Annotated in this window: 18 protein-coding genes; 7 read left to right on the top strand and 11 right to left on the bottom strand. The window is 59.9% G+C overall.

The window, feature by feature from the left end; genetic code table 11:
• Nucleotides 1-166 precede the first annotated feature (166 nt).
• From ABID12_RS07875 to ABID12_RS07845, 7 genes are all read left to right on the top strand, one after another.
• Nucleotides 167-1,975, top strand: coding sequence for an ABC transporter ATP-binding protein (locus ABID12_RS07875; protein ID WP_354433749.1), 1,809 nt, complete (start codon nucleotides 167-169; stop codon nucleotides 1,973-1,975).
• A gap of 391 nt (nucleotides 1,976-2,366) precedes the next feature.
• Entirely contained in the window at nucleotides 2,367-2,783 is a 417-nt protein-coding gene (locus ABID12_RS07870) for a universal stress protein (protein ID WP_354433748.1), read from the top strand.
• A gap of 62 nt (nucleotides 2,784-2,845) precedes the next feature.
• Entirely contained in the window at nucleotides 2,846-4,459 is a 1,614-nt protein-coding gene (locus ABID12_RS07865) for a BCCT family transporter (protein ID WP_106309534.1), read from the top strand.
• A 331-nt stretch (nucleotides 4,460-4,790) separates the two neighbouring features.
• On the top strand, nucleotides 4,791-5,771 hold the full coding sequence (locus tag ABID12_RS07860) for a TRAP transporter substrate-binding protein (protein ID WP_354433747.1): 981 nt from the start codon (nucleotides 4,791-4,793) through the stop codon (nucleotides 5,769-5,771).
• Between the two features lie 143 nt (nucleotides 5,772-5,914).
• Nucleotides 5,915-6,430 (top strand): TRAP transporter small permease subunit, encoded by a 516-nt coding sequence (locus ABID12_RS07855; protein ID WP_354433746.1) that lies wholly within the window; start codon nucleotides 5,915-5,917, stop codon nucleotides 6,428-6,430.
• Entirely contained in the window at nucleotides 6,423-7,712 is a 1,290-nt protein-coding gene (locus ABID12_RS07850) for a TRAP transporter large permease (protein ID WP_354433745.1), read from the top strand. Before ABID12_RS07855 ends, ABID12_RS07850 begins: the two co-directional genes overlap by 8 nt.
• Nucleotides 7,709-8,431, top strand: a complete 723-nt coding sequence (locus ABID12_RS07845) for a GntR family transcriptional regulator (protein WP_181190820.1) — start codon at nucleotides 7,709-7,711, stop codon at nucleotides 8,429-8,431. The genes ABID12_RS07850 and ABID12_RS07845 overlap by 4 nt, the downstream gene beginning before the upstream one ends.
• 13 nt (nucleotides 8,432-8,444) lie before the next feature.
• Here the strand turns inward: ABID12_RS07845 and ABID12_RS07840 are convergent, their stop codons facing one another.
• From ABID12_RS07840 to kduI, 11 genes are all read right to left on the bottom strand, one after another.
• A complete protein-coding gene (locus ABID12_RS07840; RefSeq protein ID WP_354433744.1) occupies nucleotides 8,445-9,380 on the bottom strand; it encodes a 5-oxoprolinase subunit C family protein in 936 nt (311 codons plus the stop codon).
• The gene (gene pxpB, locus ABID12_RS07835) at nucleotides 9,374-10,090 is read right to left on the bottom strand and encodes a 5-oxoprolinase subunit PxpB (RefSeq protein ID WP_354433929.1); all 717 of its coding nucleotides are present in this window, start codon (nucleotides 10,088-10,090) and stop codon (nucleotides 9,374-9,376) included. The genes ABID12_RS07840 and pxpB overlap by 7 nt, the downstream gene beginning before the upstream one ends.
• A 260-nt stretch (nucleotides 10,091-10,350) precedes the next feature.
• Nucleotides 10,351-12,174, bottom strand: coding sequence for a translational GTPase TypA (gene typA, locus ABID12_RS07830; RefSeq protein WP_354433743.1), 1,824 nt, complete (start codon nucleotides 12,172-12,174; stop codon nucleotides 10,351-10,353).
• Nucleotides 12,175-12,335: 161 nt separating this feature from the next.
• Nucleotides 12,336-12,962, bottom strand: coding sequence for a GUN4 domain-containing protein (locus tag ABID12_RS07825; RefSeq protein ID WP_354433742.1), 627 nt, complete (start codon nucleotides 12,960-12,962; stop codon nucleotides 12,336-12,338).
• Between the two features lie 12 nt (nucleotides 12,963-12,974).
• Nucleotides 12,975-14,813: a ferrous iron transport protein B gene (gene feoB, locus ABID12_RS07820; protein WP_354433741.1), complete on the bottom strand. Its 1,839-nt coding sequence runs from the start codon at nucleotides 14,811-14,813 to the stop codon at nucleotides 12,975-12,977.
• A 190-nt stretch (nucleotides 14,814-15,003) separates the two neighbouring features.
• Nucleotides 15,004-15,285, bottom strand: coding sequence for a FeoA family protein (locus ABID12_RS07815; protein ID WP_106309565.1), 282 nt, complete (start codon nucleotides 15,283-15,285; stop codon nucleotides 15,004-15,006).
• A complete protein-coding gene (locus tag ABID12_RS07810; RefSeq protein ID WP_354433740.1) occupies nucleotides 15,282-15,785 on the bottom strand; it encodes a ferritin in 504 nt (167 codons plus the stop codon). The genes ABID12_RS07815 and ABID12_RS07810 overlap by 4 nt, the downstream gene beginning before the upstream one ends.
• Nucleotides 15,786-16,088: 303 nt before the next feature.
• Nucleotides 16,089-17,618, bottom strand: a complete 1,530-nt coding sequence (locus ABID12_RS07805; protein ID WP_435528200.1) for a UxaA family hydrolase — start codon at nucleotides 17,616-17,618, stop codon at nucleotides 16,089-16,091.
• 81 nt (nucleotides 17,619-17,699) lie between these two features.
• Nucleotides 17,700-19,157 (bottom strand): mannitol dehydrogenase family protein, encoded by a 1,458-nt coding sequence (locus ABID12_RS07800; protein ID WP_354433738.1) that lies wholly within the window; start codon nucleotides 19,155-19,157, stop codon nucleotides 17,700-17,702.
• Complete coding sequence (kduD, locus tag ABID12_RS07795) at nucleotides 19,147-19,896, bottom strand: 2-dehydro-3-deoxy-D-gluconate 5-dehydrogenase KduD (RefSeq protein ID WP_319518725.1); 750 nt, start codon at nucleotides 19,894-19,896, stop codon at nucleotides 19,147-19,149. Before kduD ends, ABID12_RS07800 begins: the two co-directional genes overlap by 11 nt.
• Nucleotides 19,896-20,717 (bottom strand): 5-dehydro-4-deoxy-D-glucuronate isomerase, encoded by an 822-nt coding sequence (gene kduI / locus ABID12_RS07790; RefSeq protein WP_106309576.1) that lies wholly within the window; start codon nucleotides 20,715-20,717, stop codon nucleotides 19,896-19,898. Before kduI ends, kduD begins: the two co-directional genes overlap by 1 nt.
• Nucleotides 20,718-20,825: the final 108 nt, after the last annotated feature.

Genomic DNA, 20,825 nt, shown 5'->3' with positions numbered 1-20,825 from the left:
AGCATATTTTGGCCGTGAACAGGGCGCAGGAGTAGCCTCAAACGAAGGCTTGCTCTTGCGGGCTGTTTGCCCTATTCCTCACGCGCCGAGGCCGATCAGGGATGAGAAAAAGACCATCCCTGCGCAAAACGGAGGCCACGAAGTCTATATGGAAATGCGGATCCCCATGCAGCTACCCAAGCCACTGACCGGTTTGCTCGATGCGCTGGCGGCGCGGTTCCTTCCCAGAGCCAATCGCAGCCTGCTGTTTCGTCTTCTGTCTGAAAACCTGCGTGATCAGGCCCCCTGGTATGCGCTGGCCACGGTCGCCATGCTGATCGTGGCGGGCATGACCTCGCTCAGTGCCTGGATCATGAAGGACATTGTCAACGAAACCGTGGTCTCCCAGAACATGAACCGCATGTTCATGCTGGCAGGTGCGGTTGCCTCGATTTTCATCGTCAAGGGGATCGCCACCTATTTTCAGATCGTGATCCTGAGCAAGGCCGGCAACAATATCATCGCCAAGACGCAGAGCAGCATTTTCGGCCGCATCCTTCAGCAGGATCTGAATTTCTTCATCCGCTTCCCGTCTTCCGATCTGGTCATGCGCCTGACGAATAACGCTCAGGCGGCGCGCACGGCGATGGATCTGATCCTGACGTCGGCGGTGCGCGACCTGTTCTCGCTGATCGGGCTGGTGGTCGTGATGTTCATTCAGCAACCGATTCTGTCTCTCGTGGCCTTCATCATTGGTCCGCTCGCTTTTGCCGGCGTTCGCTATCTGACGAAAAAAGTTCGTGAGATCATGCGTCAGGAACTGACCGCTTTTACGAAAATCATCGAAAGTGTTCAGGAAGCGTCGACCGGTGTGCGTATCATCAAGGCATTCGGCCTGGAAGACCATATGCGCGCGCGCATGGACAGACAGGTTACACAGGTGGAGCATCGCGCCAACAGCATTGCCCGTCTTTCGGCCGCGACCAGCCCGATCATGGAAACGCTTTCCGGTCTGGCCATTGCCGGCGTCATTGCGCTCAGCGGTTTCTGGGTCGTCGGCGGCAGCCAGACGCCCGGCGAGCTGATGTCGTTCATCACGGCGTTGCTTCTGGCGTATGAACCGGCCAAACGGCTTGCCCGCATGCGCGTCAATCTGGAAACCGCCATGGTCGGCGTCCGGATGATGTACGAGATCAAGGATCACCCGATCCTTCTGACGGAAGCGGAAAACCCGAAACCGATCCCCCCGGGTGGCGGCGAGATCGTGTTCGATAATGTGGGTTTCTCCTACGATCCGTCAAAACCGCTGTTCAAAAATCTCAACCTCGCATTTCCGTCGGGCAAGACCACGGCTTTGGTGGGCGCTTCGGGCGGTGGCAAGTCGACCATCATCAACCTCGTCATGCGCATGTTCGATCCCGATGAAGGCGTGATCACCGTGAACGGTCTTGATCTCAGGGAGGTGTCGTTCGAATCCCTGCGTGCGCACATGTCTTATGTCGGACAGGATACGTTCCTGTTCAACGGAACCGTGCGCGAAAATCTTCGGCTCGGACGGCAGGGGGCAACGGATGAGGAAATCGTCGAGGCGGCGAAGGCGGCCCATGCGCATGACTTCATCTTGAACATGAATGAGGGCTATGACTCCCTTGTCGGTGAGAACGGCGGCAACCTGTCAGGCGGTCAGAAGCAGCGCCTGGCGATTGCACGTGCCATGCTGCGCAATGCCGACATCCTGATCCTTGATGAAGCCACGAGCGCACTCGATTCCTATGCGGAATCTCTGGTTCAGGATGCGCTGGCGCGGCTGACCAAGGATCGCACGACAATCGTGATTGCGCACCGTCTGGCAACCATCACCTCGGCCGACAACATTGTCGTTCTTGAAAACGGCGCGATCCTCGAGCAGGGGCCGCAGCGTGAACTGCTCAACCACGACGGCCCCTATCGCCGCCTGTATGAGCTGCAGATCCTGCCGCAACTCGAAGAAGCGTAAAACCTGTTTCGGGCGTTCGTTAGCGTCCGCACCCATGAACAAAAAAGCCTCGCCATTTAAGCGGCGAGGCTTTTTTGTTCATGTTGTCAGTACCTTGCAAATTGCAATTTCCGGCTGTTTCCCACCGCTTTTCACCATTGTTTGAGGGGCGGGCATCCCCTGTTCCTCAGTCGCTTCAGACATATATCAGCCCGTGCAGGCCGCTTAGGGCGTACCTGTACGGCCTGACAGGGATTGATTTGCGACGAGGTTTTGGCGATGCTAGCCGGAATATGGCATTTTCGTGTCCGGCTTTGTCGAGCCGTGCCGGCTCGCTGTATATGGCGGGTCAAAAGAGGAAGGAAATATGCGGGTCGGCAAACCCGCAAACGGACAAGGACCGTAATACAAGATGTTCAATAAAATCATGGTGCCTGTCGATCTTGCGCATGCAGATAAGCTGACACGCGCACTCAAGACGACGGCTGATATCGCCAAACTCTATAATGCATCTGTCGTTTATGTCGGTGTGACCTCTTCGCTTCCCGGAGCGCTCGGCCACAATCCCAAGGAATTCGAGGCGAAGCTCAAGGCCTTCGCCGAGAAACAGTCCGCCAGCCATGGTGTGACGTCTGAGTGCCGGACCGTCATCAGCCATGATCCGTCCGTCGACCTCGACCGGTCGCTTGCCCGGACCGTCAGCGAACTGGGGTGTGATCTGGTGGTGATGGCCACGCATGTGCCGAACCTGGCGGATCATTTCATGCATTCGCATGGCGGCCAGCTGGCCACCCATACCGACGTATCGGTGTTTCTGATCCGCGGCTGAGCATATATCGCCGGCCGCAAGTCGGGCTGGCGCAAATGTATTGAAAAACAAGGAGATTATTCATGTCCGACACGGGGATTCCCGAGCCAGAGGGCGAAACGGAGATTATCGATACCGATTATGAGATCGGTCAGGATAATATCACGACGAACATCGGTCCCTTCGGGCTGGATATCCACAACCCGGTCTTTCTGATCTCCGGTCTCGCCGTTGTCGCCTTCGTTCTGGCCACGCTGGCTTTCCAGGAGGAAGCCGCAACCATCTTCAACGGCATGCGGGACTGGCTGACATCGACCTTCGACTGGTTTTTCCTGGTTGCCGGTAACATCTTCGTATTGCTCGGCATTTATCTTATCTTTTCACCTTACGGAAAAATCCGTCTCGGTGGCGCCGAGGCAACGCCGGACTATTCCTACGCCGGCTGGTTTGCGATGCTGTTTGCCGCCGGCATGGGTATCGGCCTGATGTTCTACGGCGTGTCCGAGCCGATTTCGCATTATACCGCGTCGGTTGCGCAAAATGCCGGGGCGCCCGAAAGCTGGGCTCCGCTTGGTGGTGCGCCGGGAAATCCGGCTGAAGCCAAAAGCCTGGCAATGGCATCGACCATCTTCCACTGGGCGCTTCACCCCTGGGCGATCTACGCGATTGTTGCGCTGGCGCTGGCGCTGTTTTCCTATAACAAGGGCCTGCCGCTGGCCATGCGTTCGGTGTTCTACCCGATCTTCGGCGAGCGTGTCTGGGGCTGGACCGGCCATATCATCGATATTCTGGCCGTGCTTGCCACGCTTTTCGGGCTTGCCACCTCGCTTGGTATCGGCGCCGAACAGGCAAATGCCGGTTTGAACCACATCTTCGGGCTTCCGGTGGATGATCTTTCGAAAGTCGTGTTGATCATATTTATCACCGGTATTGCGCTGGGATCGGTCGTTGCCGGTATGGATGCCGGCGTTCAGCGTCTTTCGATGATCAATATGGTGCTCGCCGGCATCCTGCTGCTGTTCGTCATTCTTGTTGGCCCGACACTGTCCATTTTCGGAAGCCTGGCTTCGAACTTCGCTGATTATGCCCGCTACCTGCCGGAACTTGCCAACCCGTTCGGGCGAACCGACAAGAACTTCCTCGATGGCTGGACCTCATTCTACTGGGCATGGTGGATTTCCTGGTCGCCCTTTGTCGGCATGTTCATCGCGCGTGTTTCGCGTGGCCGCACCGTGCGCGAATTCATCACCTGTGTGCTGATCATCCCCTCGGTCGTTTCGATCGTCTGGATGACGGTGTTCGGCGATACCGCGATCCACGAGATTCTCGTGAACAATTACGAAGAACTCGGCAGTGCGCCGCTCGACCTGAAACTGTTCGTGATGCTGGAAGCGTTGCCGCTTGCAACCATCACCTCGATCATCGGTATCGTTCTTGTCATCGTCTTCTTCGTGACCTCGTCGGACTCCGGCTCGATCGTGATTGACACCATCACGGCCGGCGGCAAGGTCGATGCACCCGTGCCGCAGCGCGTGTTCTGGGCAAGCTTCGAGGGACTGGTGGCCATTGCGCTGCTGCTTGGCGGCGGCCTGAAGGCGCTTCAGGCGATGGCGGTCTCCACGGGTTTCCCGTTCACGATCGTTCTGCTGTTGGCCTGTGTGGCCATCATTAAGGGGCTCAGAAGCGAACCGCGCTGACATGACACCTGTTTAACCTTGTCCGGCGGCGGCCTTTCGGGGCCGCCGCTTTTTTGTGCCGGGTTTGGCGCTCCGACGACAACGGTCTGGTTTTCGCATGCGCTTTCCCGAAGCGTTTGTCGTCGCCTGAAGAAAGGAAGAATTTTTATCCCAGTGGTTGAAATCGCCACATCCATGCAGCCGATCACATCGTATTGTCACCATGTCCGAAATCCGGCGACGTGTGATGTTGAGCTCAACGTCGAATGCGGCTTCGCCGTGCAACATTTGCCGGGTATAGTACGGTTGTGCGTAAAAACAGAATGACGCTAAACGACAGGGGAATGGATATATGGCGATTTTGTACAGACTGGCTCTTGCGGTTGCGACCTTGAGTGCCGGTACGGCGGCGGCACAGACCACACTGGATTTTTCGACGCCGTGGGGAGAAAACAATTTTCAGGCCAAGGCTGCGCGGGAATTTGCCAGATCTGTTGGCGAAGCCACTGACGGCAATGTGCAGATCAATGTTCTGAACGCCGGGGAGATCGGCGTGTCCGGGTCGCAAAGCATGGCTGCCGTGGAGACCGGGATCGTGCAGATGGCCGATTTCCTCCTGTTCCAGCAGGCCGGTGAAGAGCGGCTGCTTGCCATCGATACGCTGCCCTATCTGATTCAGGGGCAGGAGGAGATGGCAGCATTTCTCGAAGTTGCATCCCCGGTGTTCGACGAGATCGCCGCCCGCCACAACCAGAAAATCCTGTACTATGTGCCCTGGCCATCGCCGGGGCTTTTTTCGGAATTCGAGATATCAACCCCGGAAGATCTGCAAGGACGCCGGATTCGTGCGTTCAATCCGGGCAGTTTTGAATTCCTGCGCCGGCTTGGCGCCGCGCCGCTGGAAATGCCGTGGGGCGATGTCGTTCCGGCTCTTGCCGCCGGAACGATTGACGGCGTTGCAACCTCGACCTCATCCGGCGTCATCGGCAAGCTCTGGGACATGACGCCCTATTTCAGCCCGCTGCAATGGTCGACGTCGACCGATGTGGTCACCGTCAATCTCGATGCCTGGAATGCCCTGTCGGAGGAAGATCAGGCCGCAATCGAAGGCGTTGCCGAAACGCTTGTCGCAAAGTTCTGGGCGCAGAGCGCAGCCGAGGATGCCGCCAATACCGAAATCCTCATTGAAAACGGTATCACTGTCCTGACGCCGCAGGATTCTCTGAAAGCGGCGATGTACGAAGCGGGACGCGGGATGTGGGACACCTATATCGGGCGTATTCCGGCCGCCGAGCCGATTATCAGGGAATATGCCGCCGCGGTCGGAAAATAGCGAAGCGCCGTGCCAGCTCGTTTCATGATCGGCAGTCCGTATCACCTTTCCGCGGCGCGGCAGTGTGGTATATCGCTTCCGCCCTTTCTTAGAAAAAGCGCCGTGCGTGCAAGCCCGCAGGCCTCCCGTGTGCAGGAAATGCAATGGTTCGTGCCTTTCTCATCTTGACGGACTGGACCGCCAGAATTTCCCAGTTCGTTGCAATGCTCCTGCTTTATGGCTTTTGCGCCATGATGCTGGCGGAGGTCTTCAGCCGCAGTTTTCTAAGCCGCAGCCTTGCGTTCTCCTGGGAGTATTCGGCCTTTGCGATGGGCGGGGTATTTCTTCTGGGCCTTGGCCCCGCGCTTCAGCACGGAACGCAGGTGCGGGTCACGCTGCTGCTTTCGCGGGGGCCCCATTTCCGCTGGGCTGTCGATATTGCCGCAACACTGGTCGGGCTTGTGCTTGCCTGTCTGCTGCTCAGGGCGTTCTGGAACATTTTTCACACGTCGTTTGCAGGCGGGCTGCGTCAATCAAGCTATGTCAACACGCCGCTTGCCATTCCCCAGGCAGTTGCGGTTGTCGGTGCAGGCGAATTCGTGCTGGCGATGGCGGCACGGCTTCTGCGGCTGGTGCTGAACATGGCGCCGGAAATCGGCAGGGAACACGCAGATGGTTGAAATCGGCGCGGTCACGCTGCTTCTCTTTGTCGTCCTGCTGCTCGGTTCCGTCTGGGTCGGCCTGTCGCTTTTCGGCGTTGGCTATATCCTGCTTGCGATCTACAAACCGAACATCCCGCTTGATGCCTATTCCGGCATGCTGATGTGGAAAGCCGGCATAGCACCGGAACTGCTGGCGCTGCCGCTGTTTGTTCTCATGAGTGAGATCCTCGTCATCGCACGGCTCGGGCGTTCGCTGTTTTCCGGGCTTTCACCATGGATGAGCAGGCTTCCCGGTGGTCTTGTTCATGTGAATGTTGCCGGGTCCGCACTGTTTGCCGCCGTTTCCGGGTCATCGGCGGCGACGACGGCGATTGTCGGGCAGGTCACGCTGCCGGAACTTCAGGCCCGCGGTTATGATCGGCGCTTGTCGATCGGGTCGCTTGCCGGGGCGGGCACGCTTGGCTTTCTGATCCCGCCGTCGATCATCATGATCATCTACGGCGTGGTGTCCGAACAAAGCATTCTGCGCCTGTTTGTTGCCGGCGTCGTGCCGGGCCTGCTGCTGGCATGTCTCTACAGCCTGTATATTGCCGTGACCCATACGGTTTCGGGCGAACGCAGGGCGGCAGAGCGTTTTTCCTGGAGCGATAGGTGGCGCGGCCTTGCCGATATCGCGCCGCTGCTGGCACTGATTGCCGGCGTCATGGGGGCGCTTTATTCCGGTCTGGCCAGCCCCACGGAACTGGCTTCCGTCGGTGTTCTCGGTGCCCTGCTGCTGGCCGCCCTGAGGCGGGAGCTGAGCCTTGCCAATCTCGCCACGGCAGGCACCAGGGCGGTTCGCACGAGCGCGATGATAGGGCTGATCCTGATCGGTGCCGCGCTCCTGAATGCCGCACTCGGTTTCCTCGGGCTTCCGCGCGCTATTGCCGGCTGGATTGCCGCGCTCGATCTTGCGCCCTTTGCGCTGATTACCCTGCTGCTTTCGTTTTATGTCGTGATCGGCATGTTTCTCGATGGCACCTCGATCATCGTGATGACATTGCCGATTACCTTGCCTATGGTTACATCCGCAGGTTTTGACCCGATTTGGTTTGGTGTTTTTGTTGTTGTTGCTGTAGAGATATCTCAGATAACGCCACCGGTCGGGTTTAACCTGTTTGTCATCCAGGCGCAGACCGGCGAAACGATGGGAAAACTCTTGCGGGCCGTGGCACCCTTTTTTCTCATTCTGGTCGCCTTCGCGTTATTGTTGGTGATTTTTCCACAGATTGTTCTATGGCTGCCGGGAAAGATGGAATGAGCGCACCGCGACACAAACAATTAACTCTTTCTTTGCGTGAGGAAATCACTTCGGGGCGCTGGAAAATCGGAGAACGCCTGCCGCCCGAGGTCGACTTCGCCGTTGAATGCGGTGTCAGCCGTACGACATTGCGGCGGGCACTCAGCGAGCTGGAATCCGAAGGCCTTGTCGCGCGCCGCAAACGTGTCGGCACTGTCATCGCCTCGCAGACGCCACAGCAGCATTTTCGCATGGCGACCAACAGCCTGCCGGAATTGATGCGCGTTACGCGCGAAACGGTGCTTGAAGTCTGGACGTCACGCCATGTGGCCAACCATTCCGATCCGGCGCTTGGCGGACGTGAAAGCGCGACCGGTTTCTGGCTCGAGGTAATCGCTGTGCGCCGCATACCCGGAAGGCTTCGGCCGCTCAACTGGTCGCGCATGTTTGTTGCCGGGCCCTATGCCGGTGTCGAACCGTCGCTGTCGCGTCACCGGCTCGGCTCGGTCTATCGGCTCGTCGAGGAAATGTTCGACCGGCCGATTGTCCGGGTCAGCCAGACCACCAGTGCAATCGCCTGTCCGCAGGTAGCCGCCGATGCGATCGGCCTTTCGGAAGGGGCCCCGGCGCTCTGCATCGACGCCGATCTTTACAGCCACAACGGCGAACTGGTTGAAATCTCTCACGCCGTTTACGATCCGTCGCGTTTTCAGCTGCGCAATGACGTGCTGCTGAGATAAGGGCCGCGCCGTCTCAGGGGCTTTCGATTTCCGTGATGATTGCTTTGACCGTCTCGCGGGCTTCAAGCAGACAGGCTTCGGCTTCATCTTGTTCCACCAGCCTGAACCGGAAAGGCTGGCCGCCCGGCATTTGCGCGATGCGCGGCAGGTCGGCGGAAATCACGGTTGCGATCTTGGGGTACCCGCCGGTCGTCTGGCGCTCTGCGGTCAGCACCGTTGCCGTGCCCGACCCCGGCACCTGGATCGAACCGGGCGGTGTGCCGTCGGAAACGATATCGTGGCCGCGCGTTGCGCTGAGGGCAGGGCCGAACAGCAGGCTTGCCATCCGGTCGCGGCGTATCGAAACCGCAAACGGTTCATTCAGAAACAACGACCATGCGCGCGCGTCGAAATAATCATCCTGCGGGCCCGCAATCACGCGGATCGGGCCTGAAGCCCGGCGGAAGATCGATGTCATCCGTCGCGGCCAGAGCGTTGCAGACGGGCCAAGCTCAAGCTGATCGCCGACTTCAAGCGGACGGCCCTTGAAGCCGCCCATTGCGTTCCTGACATGTGTGGCGCGCGAGCCCAGCAGAACGGGCACGTCAATACCGCCGGAAAAGGCGATATAGCCCCACATCGCGCCACGGATCGCACCGACATCGAGGCGTTGTCCCGGTTTCAGGAGGTGGCTTTCCCAGCAGGGCACGGGCCGCCCGTCAATCGACACCTGAGCCGCACCGCCGGTGACGGCGACAAGTGTGGGCTCTGAAACATTATAGCTGCCGCCGAACTGGGCGAATTCGAGCGCCGCAGCATCAGTGTCGTTGCCGACAAGGGTTTGCGCAATCTCAAAGGCGTCTTCATCCATCGGTCCCGACGGTGAAACGCCTGCGGCAAGATAACCGGTGCGCGGTCTTGCCTGCAAGGTGACCATCAATCCGGCTTTTACAACTTCGAGCATCACCATGGCTGTTCACACTCCACGATGGGGTCACCGGCGGCAACGCGCCGGTCGAGCGCGGCGACTGCATCCGGCGAAACCGCACGGAAACGAATGAAATCGCCGGCCCGGAAAAACGCCGGATCGCTCCGTTCGGGGTCGAACAGTTTCACCGGGGTCCGGCCGATATAGCGCCAGCCGCTCGGCCCGGCGACGGAGTTGATTGCGGCCTGTGCTCCGCCGATGCCAACGGCGCCGGCCGGCACTTTCTGGCGCGGTTCCGTCAGCCGTGGTGTATGAAGCGCCTCCGGCAGGCCGCCGAGATAGGTGAAACCCGGGGCAAAGCCGATCATGAAGACACGGTATGTCGCGCCGGTATGAAGCGCGATCACCTCCTGCTGGCTCAAGCCTCTGGCTGCCGAGAGTTCGGCAAGATCGAGCGCATCGATGCCTTGATAGCAGACCGGAATGGTGAAATGGCGCGCCTGCGTCTCATCCGGCTCGGCGCTGGCGTCCACGCGGTCTCTAAGCGTCGCCATCAGGGCGCGGCCCGGCAAGATGGCGGGGTCGAAAAACACCAGCAGAGAGCGGTAGGTCGGCACGGTCTCGGTGATGCCTGCAACCGGATCGGCCTTCAGGTCGCGGTCAAGCGCAATCACGCGCGCGCTGACGGTTTCGTCGATCACATCTGCAAATTCTACTGTTACGGCCTGATCGCCGGCCGGTTTGATCTTCACCAACAGACTGTCCCGGATTGTACATTGTCCGCGCGACGAGGCCATTCGGCCCGCCGCTGCGATCTATGACTATCAGGTCCCGGCGGTCTTGCGAAAGGCCTCAATTGCCTTACAGGCGACTTCCAACAGCGAAATGGGGTTTTATGACAGCAGGTGTTTACCCAACGGCGTGGCGTTGAGGCCATTCGCTGCAATGTCGCTTTCCCATGCAGGGCGGAAATGAAAAAGGGCGACCCGAAGCCGCCCCTGGTTCCTGATGGTCAGCCCGCCGCGCGGGTCTTTTCGAAACGCTTGCGCTCGTTGGAATCGAGGTAGACTTTCCGAAGGCGGATCGATTTCGGCGTGACTTCCATCAGCTCGTCGTCCTGGATCCACGACAGCGCCCGGTCGAGCGTCATCTTGATCGGCGGGGTCAGCTTGACGGCTTCGTCCTTGCCGGCGGAGCGGATATTGGTCAGCTGCTTGCCCTTCAGGACGTTGACCTCGAGATCGTTTTCGCGGGTATGGATGCCGACGATCATGCCGGCATAGACCTTGTCGCCCGGCTCGATGATCATCGGGCCGCGATCCTCGAGGTTGAACATCGCGTAAGCGACGGCCTCACCGGCCTGGTTGGAGAGCAGAACGCCCTGGTTGCGACCGCCGATCTCGCCCTTGAAGGGCTGGTAGTCGTGGAACAGGCGGTTCATGATCGCCGTGCCGCGCGTATCGGTCAGAAGCTCCGACTGGTAGCCGATCAGGCCGCGCGTCGGGGCGAAGAATACCAGGCGAACACGGTCGCCGCCGGACGGGCGAAGCTCGACCATCTCGCCCTTGCGCTCGGCCATCTTCTGCACGACGATGCCGGAATGCTCCTCATCGACGTCGATGACGACTTCCTCGAAGGGTTCCATCAGCTGGCCGGTTTCCTCGTCATTGTGCATGACAACGCGCGGACGCGAAACGGCGATCTCGAAGCCCTCGCGGCGCATGGTTTCGATCAGCACGGCAAGCTGCAGTTCGCCGCGGCCGGAGACGTAGAAACTATCCTTGCCTTCGGCTTCCTCGATCTTCAGCGCCACATTGCCTTCGGCTTCCTTCATCAGGCGGTCGCGAATGACGCGGCTCGTCACCTTGTCGCCCTCGGTGCCGGCGAGCGGTGAGTCATTGACGATGAAGGACATGGTGACGGTCGGCGGGTCGATCGGCTGGGCCTGAAGCGGCTCGGTCACGGCCGGGTCGCAGAAGGTGTCGGCAACCGTGCCCTTGGAAAGACCGGCAATGGCGATGATGTCGCCGGCCTGCGCTTCCTCGATCGGCTGACGCTCGATGCCGCGGAAGGCGAGGATCTTGGAGACGCGGCCGGTCTCGACGGTCTTGCCATCCTGGGAAAGAACCTTGACCGGCTGGTTCGGCTTGATCGAACCCGAGAATACGCGGCCGGTGATGATGCGGCCGAGATAGGGATTGGCTTCCAGAAGGGTCCCGATCATCTTGAACGGACCTTCGGCAACCTTCGGCGCGGGCACATGATCGACCACGAGGTCGAGAAGCGGGCCAAGGCCCTCATCCTGCGGGCCCTCGGGCGATGTGTTCATCCAGCCGGCGCGGCCGGAACCATAGAGAATGTGGAAGTCGAGCTGCTCGTCGGTGGCGTCGAGTGCGGCAAACAGGTCGAAGACCTCGTTGACGACTTCTTCGGCGCGGGCATCCGGGCGGTCGATCTTGTTGATGGCGACGATCGGCTTCAGGCCGACCTTGAGCGCCTTGCCGACCACGAACTTGGTCTGCGGCATCGGGCCTTCGGCGGCATCGACCAGGACGATGGCGCCGTCCACCATCGACAGGATACGCTCGACCTCGCCGCCGAAATCGGCGTGGCCGGGGGTGTCGACGATGTTGATGCGGGTGTCTTTCCACACAACCGAGGTCGCCTTGGCGAGAATGGTGATGCCGCGCTCTTTTTCGAGGTCGTTACTGTCCATCACGCGCTCGTCGACGCGCTGGTTTTCGCGGAATGCGCCGGACTGTTTCAGAAGTTCGTCGACAAGGGTCGTCTTGCCATGGTCAACGTGCGCGATGATCGCGATGTTGCGAAGTGCCATATCTTAAATCTCTGGGGCTGGGGCGCAGTCAAAGGTTTTGGGAGGAGCGCCCTGTAACTCTTGAGGGCGCTCTTACACATTTTTTGACGAAAACGAAAGAGAATGTTTTGTGGCGGGGTTTGCGGGGTGTTGTCCGCCCTGTCGCAACGGAGCCGAATCCGTCAGCCGGAGAGGCCCGGCTGACAGGCATCGAGACGGTGCGTCAGCAGGTCGTAGAGCGCGCCGCCGGTCTGCGGCCTGCCATTGCGGGATTTGAACGGCGCGCGGATCTTGTCTTCCGGCTTGAACACCGGCAGGTGGCCCTTGGGCGCGTCCTCGGGGGAAAACGACATGGCGTCATAGGTCAGCCATTTTCCATCCCTGCGCCAGCCGACGGCCTCGCCGAAGGCGACCAGCGTTTCCGGCGCCGATGACAGCAACACGCCGTCCGGGGTGGTTTCCGGCAGGGCGTCCAGCACTTCGCGCTGGGCGGAAAGGCCGAACTTGCCGCCGGAGGCTTCGGCAAACAGCCGGTCCATATAGATGATGTCGGCGCAGGGCAGGTTTTCGATATCGTCCTTGCCGAGCCAGCCCTCATTGGTGCGATTGGCGAGCACCAGCGTGATTTCCGAGGCCTCGGTGTTGGCGGCCCGGAAATCGCCTCTGGCGAGGTCTGCGCGCAACTGTTCGTAGCGATGCGCGGGGTTATAGGCCGCGCGGCCCTGCAGAAAGGTGAGCGCGGAGATGACGACAATCGCGACAACGCCGCAGACGGCAACAAGGGTCTTGTTTTCAAGAAGTTTTTTCATCTGTTCTCTCCCTCACTCAAAGCCCAGCAGAAGGGCGCCCTGATAGAAGGCGAAGGAGATCAGCCACGCATAGACCAGCGACACGACCAGCGAGAAGATCATGAAGCCCCATGACCGGCTTTCCGCCTTCACGGTGGCGACCGTGGTCAGGCAGGGGGTGTAGAGCAGACAGAACAGACAGAAGGAATAGGCCGCCGCCGGCGATACGGTCGTCGCGATCTGGTGGGCGACGAGGCCGGACGACATTGCGTAGATGGTCGACAGCGAGCCGATCACCACTTCCTTGGCGATGAAGCCGAAGATCAGCGCCAGGGTCAGATAGGCGTTGATGCCGATCGGTGCCATGACCGGCTGCAGCAGCTCGCCGAGCTGGCCGCCCCAGGTGTCGAGACCCGTGGCATTGGTCGGGAAATTGGTGAGGAACCAGACGGCGATGGTGCCGATGATGATGAAATTGGTGGCGCGATGCAGGAATTCCCGAAGTTCGCCAAAGCCGCGCAGCCACACCTGCCTCAGTGTCGGCACCCGATAGGGCGGCAGTTCCAGCACGAAGGGTTCGGTGTTCCTGAACTGTTTGGAGCGGGAGAAGATGGCCGCCGCCAGAAACGCCGCCGCGAAGGAAATGACGTAGAAGGAAAACAGCACGAACGGGCCTTGTGCGGGCGGGAAGACGGCGGCGATGATGAACACGAACACCGCCAGCCGCGCCGAACAGAGCGAAAACGGGATGATCAGCATCGACAGCAGGCGCAAAGGCTGCGAGCGCATCACCCGCGTGCCCATCAGGGCCGGCACGTTGCAGCCGAAACCCATCATCTGCATCACGAAGGAGCGGCCGTCCAGACCGATGCGGCGCATCCAGGTATCCATCAGATAGGCCGCGCGCGACAGATAACCGCTGTCCTCCACCGCCGCCATGCAGAAGAAGAACAGCATGATCAGCGGCACGAAGGAGGCGACGGTGGCCACGCCGAGCCAGATGCCGTTGATGACGAAATTCTGCAGCCAGCTCGGGCCGAGGCTGAGCACCGGTTCGAGAATCCGGTTCTGGATCCAGTCGGTGATAATGCCGACCCAGTCCTGCGAGGGCAGGCCGATGGTCCAGACGACGTAGAACACGAACAGCATCACCGCGAAAAACAGCGGCAGGCCGAAAACCGGGTGCAGCAGGAAGCGGTCGAGCTTCTGGGTGATCGTCTGCGGCGGCACGTCGGGATAGACAACCGCGCCGGAAAGCGTTTCGGCCAATGTTTCCTCGGTCATCAGCGTTTCGCGCAGCGCGTGGTAGTCGGCATAGGCCGGTGGGGTGTTTTCCCGTATGGACAGCATCTCGTCGACGCTGGAGATCGCTTCGGGATAGCCCTCGCCATATTTGGCGCTGATCAGGTGGACCGGCATGCCGAGCCGGGCCGAAAGCGCTTCCGTGTCGATTTCGATGCCGTTCTTGCGGGCTTCGTCGACCATGTTGAGCATCACCACGGCGGGCAGGCCAAGCTGCCTGATCTGCAGGGGCATGAGGATTTGCCGGTCGATCTGGCTGGCATTCATGACGACGATCACGAGGTCGACCGGATAGGTTTTCAGAAAGTCGGCGACGACGGTTTCGTCTTCGGAAAACCCTTCCAGATCGTAGATGCCGGGCAGGTCGACGAATTCCACGTCGCGGCCGGAAAGCGTCACCCGTGCATTGGAGAGCGACACCGTGATCCCCGGCCAGTTGCCGACATAGGCGCCGGCGCCGGTAATCCGGTTATAAAGCATCGACTTGCCGGTATTCGGTTGGCCGAGCATGGCAATGCGGGGGACGTCGTTGGCTTCAAGATTGGCCTGGGCGGGCGAACAGTGGCTCATAGCGGCTTCCAGATAGCTGACCGGTCACGGCAATATCGCAGCCTGACCGGAATGTTCGTCTATGGATACGCGCCGGGAAGAAAATCTCCGGCAGCGTATATTCAGCGTCTGACCCTGTGCCCTTTGGACATCTTTGATATATCGCTGGTCTGCGCCCTTCAGGGCGCAGACCGGGTGCTGAGCTCCGGTTTCAGAGCTTGCGAACCTTGACGAGTGCGGCTTCCGCGCGGCGGATGGCGATTTCGGTCGCCTTTCCGGCGCGCACGACCAGTGGCCCGCCAAACCAGGCGCGCCGGACCATGGAAACCTGGTGGGTGCTGGAAAGGCCAAGGGCCCTCAGCCGCACCGAAAGTCCGTTTTCGAAATCGCCGGCCTCGACGATTTCGACAATGCCGCTTTCGCCGGGCTGAAGACTTTCAAGCGAGACGATCCGGCCTTCGCGCAGCGTCTCCATGGTCGGGTCGTTGCTCATTCGTGTCCCATGCCCGCGATTTCGCGATCGATGTAGTAATTGGCATGCGGGCCATCACCGATCAGGTCGATCTTGTCGAGGATATCGCCGAAAAGGGTTTCTTCCTCCCGCTGTTCGCGCACGAACCACTGCAGGAATTCGAAGGTGGCGTGGTCGCCTTCCTCTTCGGCGCGGGTGGTGGCCGCATAGATGTTGCGGGTGACCTGTTTTTCGGTTTCCAGAATGGCTGCGAACAGTTCCCGCGGCGTTTCCGCCTTGATCTCGGGCGCTTCCATGCCGTCAATCTTTACGGCGAAGTCGAGGTCGAACAGATAGGCCAGGAAGCGGCGCATATGGTCGAGTTCTTCATTGGCATGGCCGAGAAGGAAGGTCTGGCAGCCGGACATGTTGCGCTGGTTGCACCATGCGGCAGCCTGAAAATAAAACCGTGCAGCTTCCATTTCGCCGTTCAGGAGCTCGTTGAGCTGCGGTGCCATGGCACCGGCATTGGTTACGGTCATTGCATTTCCTTTCCTGTCCATCCGCTCATTCTATGGCACGCGGTATAATTGCATGCAAGATACTTAACTAAAATGGACAACATTTATTAAAGTGCTGTAATCGCGTCTGAAAACGGATATTCACTTGTTATGTGAGTGTTCATGAACGTTAGCTGAACATGACCTATGTCAATTCCGGCTTTTGTGCATGTGTTGCCATCCGGCAGACGCAGGAACCGGCTATCGTCCTCAAAAACGGACGAAAAAAGGCCGGACGCAGTTTCGCGTCCGGCCTTCGTGCGTCTCTCGGGTTGACGTGGGGGGCTACATCACCGCGCCGACCTGCCAGGGAACGAACTCGTTGTCGCCCAGACCCATTTGCTCCGACTTGGTTTTTTCGCCGGAGGCGGCCTTGAGAACATAGTCGAGGATTTCCTCGCCCTTGTCCTGAATACTGACGCCATCGGAGAGGATGTCGCCGCAGTTGAGGTCCATATCGTCGGGCATGGCGGCAAACAGCGCGGAATTGGTGGCCACCTTGATGGTCGGCGTCGGTTTGGAGCCGAAGGCGGAGCCGCGGCCTGTGGTGAACACCAGCATCTGCGCGCCGCCGGCAATCTGGCCAGTGGCGGAGACCGGGTCGTAGCCGGGCGTATCCATGAACAGAAGGCCGTTTTTGCGGATCTGTTCGCCGTATTCGAGAACGTCCATCAGCGGCGTGCTGCCGGCCTTGGCGACAGCGCCGAGCGATTTTTCAAGAATGGTGGTCAGACCGCCCTGCTTGTTGCCGGGTGAGGGGTTGTTGTCCATCGAACCGTGATTGGCATCGGTATATTCCTCCCACCATTTGATGCGGGTGAGAAGCTTCTGCGCCACGTCATCGCTGGCTGCACGGCGCAGCAAAAGCTGTTCGGCGCCATAGATTTCCGGGGTTTCGGAAAGAATGACCGTGCCGCCCATGCCGATCAGGCGGTCGGAGGCGATGCCGAGCGCCGGATTGGCGGTGATACCGGAAAATCCGTCGGAGCCGCCGCACTGAAGCGCAAGCTTCAGTTCTGAAGCAGGAATTTCGGTGCGGGTCACATCATTGACCTGCGGCAGCAGTTCCTTGATGTGGTCGACGATCTTGTCGATCGAGTGTTTGGTGCCGCCGTTTTCCTGAATGGTCATCTGGAAGAACCGGCTTTCATCCATCTCGCCATGGATTTCGCGCATGCGGGCCAGCTGCATCTGTTCGCAGCCGAGGCCGACGAACAGTGCCGCACCGGTATTGGGGTGTGTTGCATAGCCCCAGAGAACGCGCTGGAGATTGTCGAAGCCGGGGCCGGAAGAGGCCATGCCGCATCCCGTGCCATGGGCAAAAGCGGCAACGCCGTCGACGTTCGGATAATTGTCGAGAATACCGGAGTGATTGATGATGTCGGCGGCCTTGCGGATGACCGTTGCCGAACAGTTCACGGTTCCGCAAATGGCAATATAGTTGCGGGTTCCGGCAGAGCCGTCCTGACGGCGGTATCCCATGAAGGTGCGGGGCTTGACCGCGGGAATGGCGGCTTTCGCGGCGTCAAGGTCCGCGCCGATTTCGTAGTCGCGACCGTGATCGCCGAAGGTGCAGTTATGCACATGCACATGCTCGCCGGCCTTGATGTCGCGGGCGGCATAACCGATGAGCTGGCCGAACTTGTAGATCGCGCCGCCTTCGGGAATATCGGTATTGGCAATCTTGTGGCCGCGGGTGACCGGGGCTTCAAGCGGCACGCCGAAGCCGAGCGGCGTGTCGCCCTTGTCGGCGCGCACGGCCAGAATGGACACCGTGTCCTTGGGGTGGAGTTTGAGACAGTGGTCAGCCACGATAGATACCTCCGCACCGGATGAGTCCGGTTGAATTTCATGCAGACAGGCGCCGCGCTGGCCGCGACGCCTGTGCTCTCTGGTTTATTGCACGACAGCTTCAGCCATCGCGCGTGCGCCCTTTTCTACAAGGCCTTCATAGGCGGCAACGAGGCCTTCCACGAAGTCCCTGTTGTCCTGCAGCGCCTTGGGGAAAACGTCGGAAACGCCGACCAGCGCTTCGACCTTTTCGCGCGGCGTTGCGCCGGCGTCGGAAAGCGCCTTGAGCTTGCCGGCGAGCGGGTCGCGCACATCGATCGGGTTGCCGCGCTCGTCGACGCCGCCGACGTAACGCATCCATGCGGCAATCGCGAGCGACAGGCCCGGGACCGGACGTCCGGCCTCGAGGTTTTCCTGCACCGTTTCGAGAATGCGCTGCGGCAGTTTCTGCGAACCGTCCATGGCGATCTGCCAGGTCAGATGGCGGATCGACGGGTTGGAATAGCGCTCGAACAGGGCGGCGGTGTATTCCTCAAGGCTGACGCCGGGCGGCGCATCGACGGCCGGAATGATTTCCTGTTCCCACAGGAACTTGCAGTAAGCCGCAAACACCGTGTCGGACACCGTGTCGTAGATGGTTTCCTTGCCGGCGAGATAACCGAGATAGGAAATCGAGGAATGCGTGCCGTTGAGGCAGCGAAGCTTCATATGCTCGAACGGGGTCACATCCTCGACAAGCTGTGCGCCGACGGCGCCGATATCGGGGCGCTGGCCATCCACGAACTTGTCTTCGACAACCCATTGCCGGAAGGGCTCGTGCATCACCGGAACCGGATCGTAAACACCGGTCAGCTTGGCCACGCGCTCGATGTCTTCGGGCTTGGTGGCGGGCACGATGCGGTCGATCATGGTGCAGGGGAAGGTGACTTCCTTCTCGATCCAGGCGGCAAGCTCGGGATCGATCATGCTTGCCAGTTCAACAACCACGGCGTGGACGACATGGCCGTTGTTCGGCAGGTTGTCGGAGCTCATCATCGTGAACGGGCGGATGCCGGCCTTGCGGCGGCGGTCAAGTGCACGCACGATGTATCCGATGGCCGATTTCGGCTTGTTCGGATCTTTCAGGTCTTCAACGATGAACGGGTGCTCGCGGTTGAGTTTGCCCGTTGACGGGAAGTGGCAATAGCCCTTTTCCGTGACCGTCGAAGTGACGATCCTGATCTTCGGATCGGCCATCAGGGCTAGAACGGCTTCCGGATCGTCCGGTGCGTCGAGCACGTCGTTCAGCACCGGAATCACCTGCGGCTCGATCCCGTTGGGCGCGAGCGATACGGCGGTATAGGCAAAGCCCTGCGGCTCGAAGATTTCGCGCTGCTTGGGCGGCGTCATCAGATTGACGCCGACAATGCCCCAGTCACCACCGGATTTTTGCATTGCTTCATAAATATAGATTGCGCCATGGGAGCGATAAAACGCTCCCAGGCCCAGATGCACAATCCCCGAGCCCGGACGCGGTGCGTCCGGACGTTTCAACCGGGGAAGGCTTTCGGCTTTAGCGGGCAAGCCACCCTCCATCGACATTAAGGATCGCCCCGTTGATGTAGTCGGACGCGGGCGAAGCAAGAAAGACGGCAGTGCCGCCCAGGTCTGCCGGGTCGCCCCAGCGATTGGCCGGAATCCGGCCAAGAATTTCCGCAGAGCGCTTTTCATCGGCGCGCAGTGCGGCAGTGTTGTTGGTGGCGATATAGCCCGGCGCAATTGCGTTCGCATTGATGCCCTTGGCCGCCCACTCGTTGCACATCAGCTTGGTGATACCGGCCACGCCGCTTTTCGAGGCGGTGTAGGAGGGAATGCGAATGCCGCCCTGGAATGACAGCATCGAGGCAATGTTGATGATCTTGCCGGTGCCGCCGCGCTCAAGAACCTTCTTGGCGAAGCCCTGGCAGGCGAAGAACACCGCCTTGACGTTCATGTCCATGACATCGTCCCAATCCTTCTCGGAGAAGTCGACGGCGTCTTCGCGGCGGATGAGACCCGCATTGTTGACCAGAATATCGATCGGCTTGTCATAGGCCTCGATAAATTTCTTGCCATTCATCGGGTCGGAAAGATCGAGGATCTCGCTGACGGCCTTGCCGCCTGCGTCCTTGATGATCTTCACCGTCTCATCGCTGTCTTGATGGCTGGTGCACAGAACCTCCGCACCGGCGGCGCCAAGGGCAATTGCAATGCCCTGGCCGATACCGGTGTTGGCGCCTGTCACCAGCGCGCGCTTGCCTTCAAGAGAGAAAGAAATAGCCATTATTTCAGCGTCTCCATGGATACCATTTCGACATCCTTGTAGTTGACGTTGTCGCCGGCCATGGCCCAGATGAAGGTGTAGTTGGAGGTGCCGGCGCCGCAATGGATCGACCAGGGCGGCGAAATTGCGCCTTCCTCGTTCTTGAGAACCAGGTGCCGGGTTTCATCCGGCTCGCCCATCATGTGGAACACGCGAGCTTCTTCATCGAGGTCGATGTAGAGATAGGCTTCCATGCGGCGGTCGTGGACGTGGGCCGGCATGGTGTTCCAGATCGAGCCCTTCTGCAGCTTGGTCATGCCGACAACGAGCTGGCAGGACTTCATCACATCGGGATGGACGAACTGGTAGATGGTGCGCTCGTTGCAGTTTTCGGCCGCGCCCAGCGTGACGTTTGCCGCTTCGGCAATCTTGATCAGGCGCGACGGGTAGGTCTGGTGCGCCGGTGCGGAGAGAATGTAGAAACGGCCTTCGCCTGAAAACGTGATCTTGCCCGCACCCATGCCGAGATAGAGCATGTCGCCGTGGACCATGTCGTATTCGGCATCGCAGGTGACCTTGCCCGGACCACCGAGCTTCACGATGGTCATTTCACGGCGGTCGAGCACCGAATCCGTGCCGCAGGGCGCGACATGGTCGAGTTCCAGCGGGCCGTTTGCCGGGCAGGCGCCGCCAACGATCATGCGGTCGTAATGGGTGTAGATCAGGTTGATTTCGCCGGGGACGAACAGGTTGCTGGTCTGAAAGTGTTCGCGCAGTTCGCTTGTATCGAACGTACTCGCCGTGACCGGATCGATCGCATGGCGAATTTCAATATTCAGCATTGTTTTCTCCTTCACTTATTAAAAATGCTTCACGCTTGGGACGTGAATGCGTCGGTCATCGTGCCCTTTTGAATGCCTCTCTCGGGCTCAAGGCCTTGGCCTTGCGAT

This window comes from Martelella mangrovi (genome assembly GCF_040545495.1).
Taxonomy (GTDB): domain Bacteria; phylum Pseudomonadota; class Alphaproteobacteria; order Rhizobiales; family Rhizobiaceae; genus Martelella; species Martelella mangrovi.
The sequence above is the reverse complement of the archived record's forward strand: the minus strand, read 5'-3'. Positions and strand labels throughout refer to the sequence as shown.

Bases quoted from the DNA above. Each gene is read 5' to 3' on its own strand.
- ABID12_RS07865 (WP_106309534.1), top strand. From the start codon at position 2,846: ATGTCCGACACGGGGATTCCCGAGCCAGAGGGCGAAACGGAGATTATC.
- ABID12_RS07810 (WP_354433740.1), bottom strand. From the start codon at position 15,785: ATGACCGTAACCAATGCCGGTGCCATGGCACCGCAGCTCAACGAGCTC.
- feoB (WP_354433741.1), bottom strand. From the start codon at position 14,813: ATGAGCCACTGTTCGCCCGCCCAGGCCAATCTTGAAGCCAACGACGTC.
- ABID12_RS07815 (WP_106309565.1), bottom strand. From the start codon at position 15,285: ATGAGCAACGACCCGACCATGGAGACGCTGCGCGAAGGCCGGATCGTC.
- ABID12_RS07855 (WP_354433746.1), top strand. From the start codon at position 5,915: ATGGTTCGTGCCTTTCTCATCTTGACGGACTGGACCGCCAGAATTTCC.
- ABID12_RS07860 (WP_354433747.1), top strand. From the start codon at position 4,791: ATGGCGATTTTGTACAGACTGGCTCTTGCGGTTGCGACCTTGAGTGCC.
- ABID12_RS07875 (WP_354433749.1), top strand. From the start codon at position 167: ATGCAGCTACCCAAGCCACTGACCGGTTTGCTCGATGCGCTGGCGGCG.
- ABID12_RS07850 (WP_354433745.1), top strand. From the start codon at position 6,423: ATGGTTGAAATCGGCGCGGTCACGCTGCTTCTCTTTGTCGTCCTGCTG.
- ABID12_RS07825 (WP_354433742.1), bottom strand. From the start codon at position 12,962: ATGAAAAAACTTCTTGAAAACAAGACCCTTGTTGCCGTCTGCGGCGTT.
- ABID12_RS07845 (WP_181190820.1), top strand. From the start codon at position 7,709: ATGAGCGCACCGCGACACAAACAATTAACTCTTTCTTTGCGTGAGGAA.
- ABID12_RS07840 (WP_354433744.1), bottom strand. From the start codon at position 9,380: ATGGTGATGCTCGAAGTTGTAAAAGCCGGATTGATGGTCACCTTGCAG.
- kduI (WP_106309576.1), bottom strand. From the start codon at position 20,717: ATGCTGAATATTGAAATTCGCCATGCGATCGATCCGGTCACGGCGAGT.
- kduD (WP_319518725.1), bottom strand. From the start codon at position 19,896: ATGGCTATTTCTTTCTCTCTTGAAGGCAAGCGCGCGCTGGTGACAGGC.
- typA (WP_354433743.1), bottom strand. From the start codon at position 12,174: ATGGCACTTCGCAACATCGCGATCATCGCGCACGTTGACCATGGCAAG.
- ABID12_RS07870 (WP_354433748.1), top strand. From the start codon at position 2,367: ATGTTCAATAAAATCATGGTGCCTGTCGATCTTGCGCATGCAGATAAG.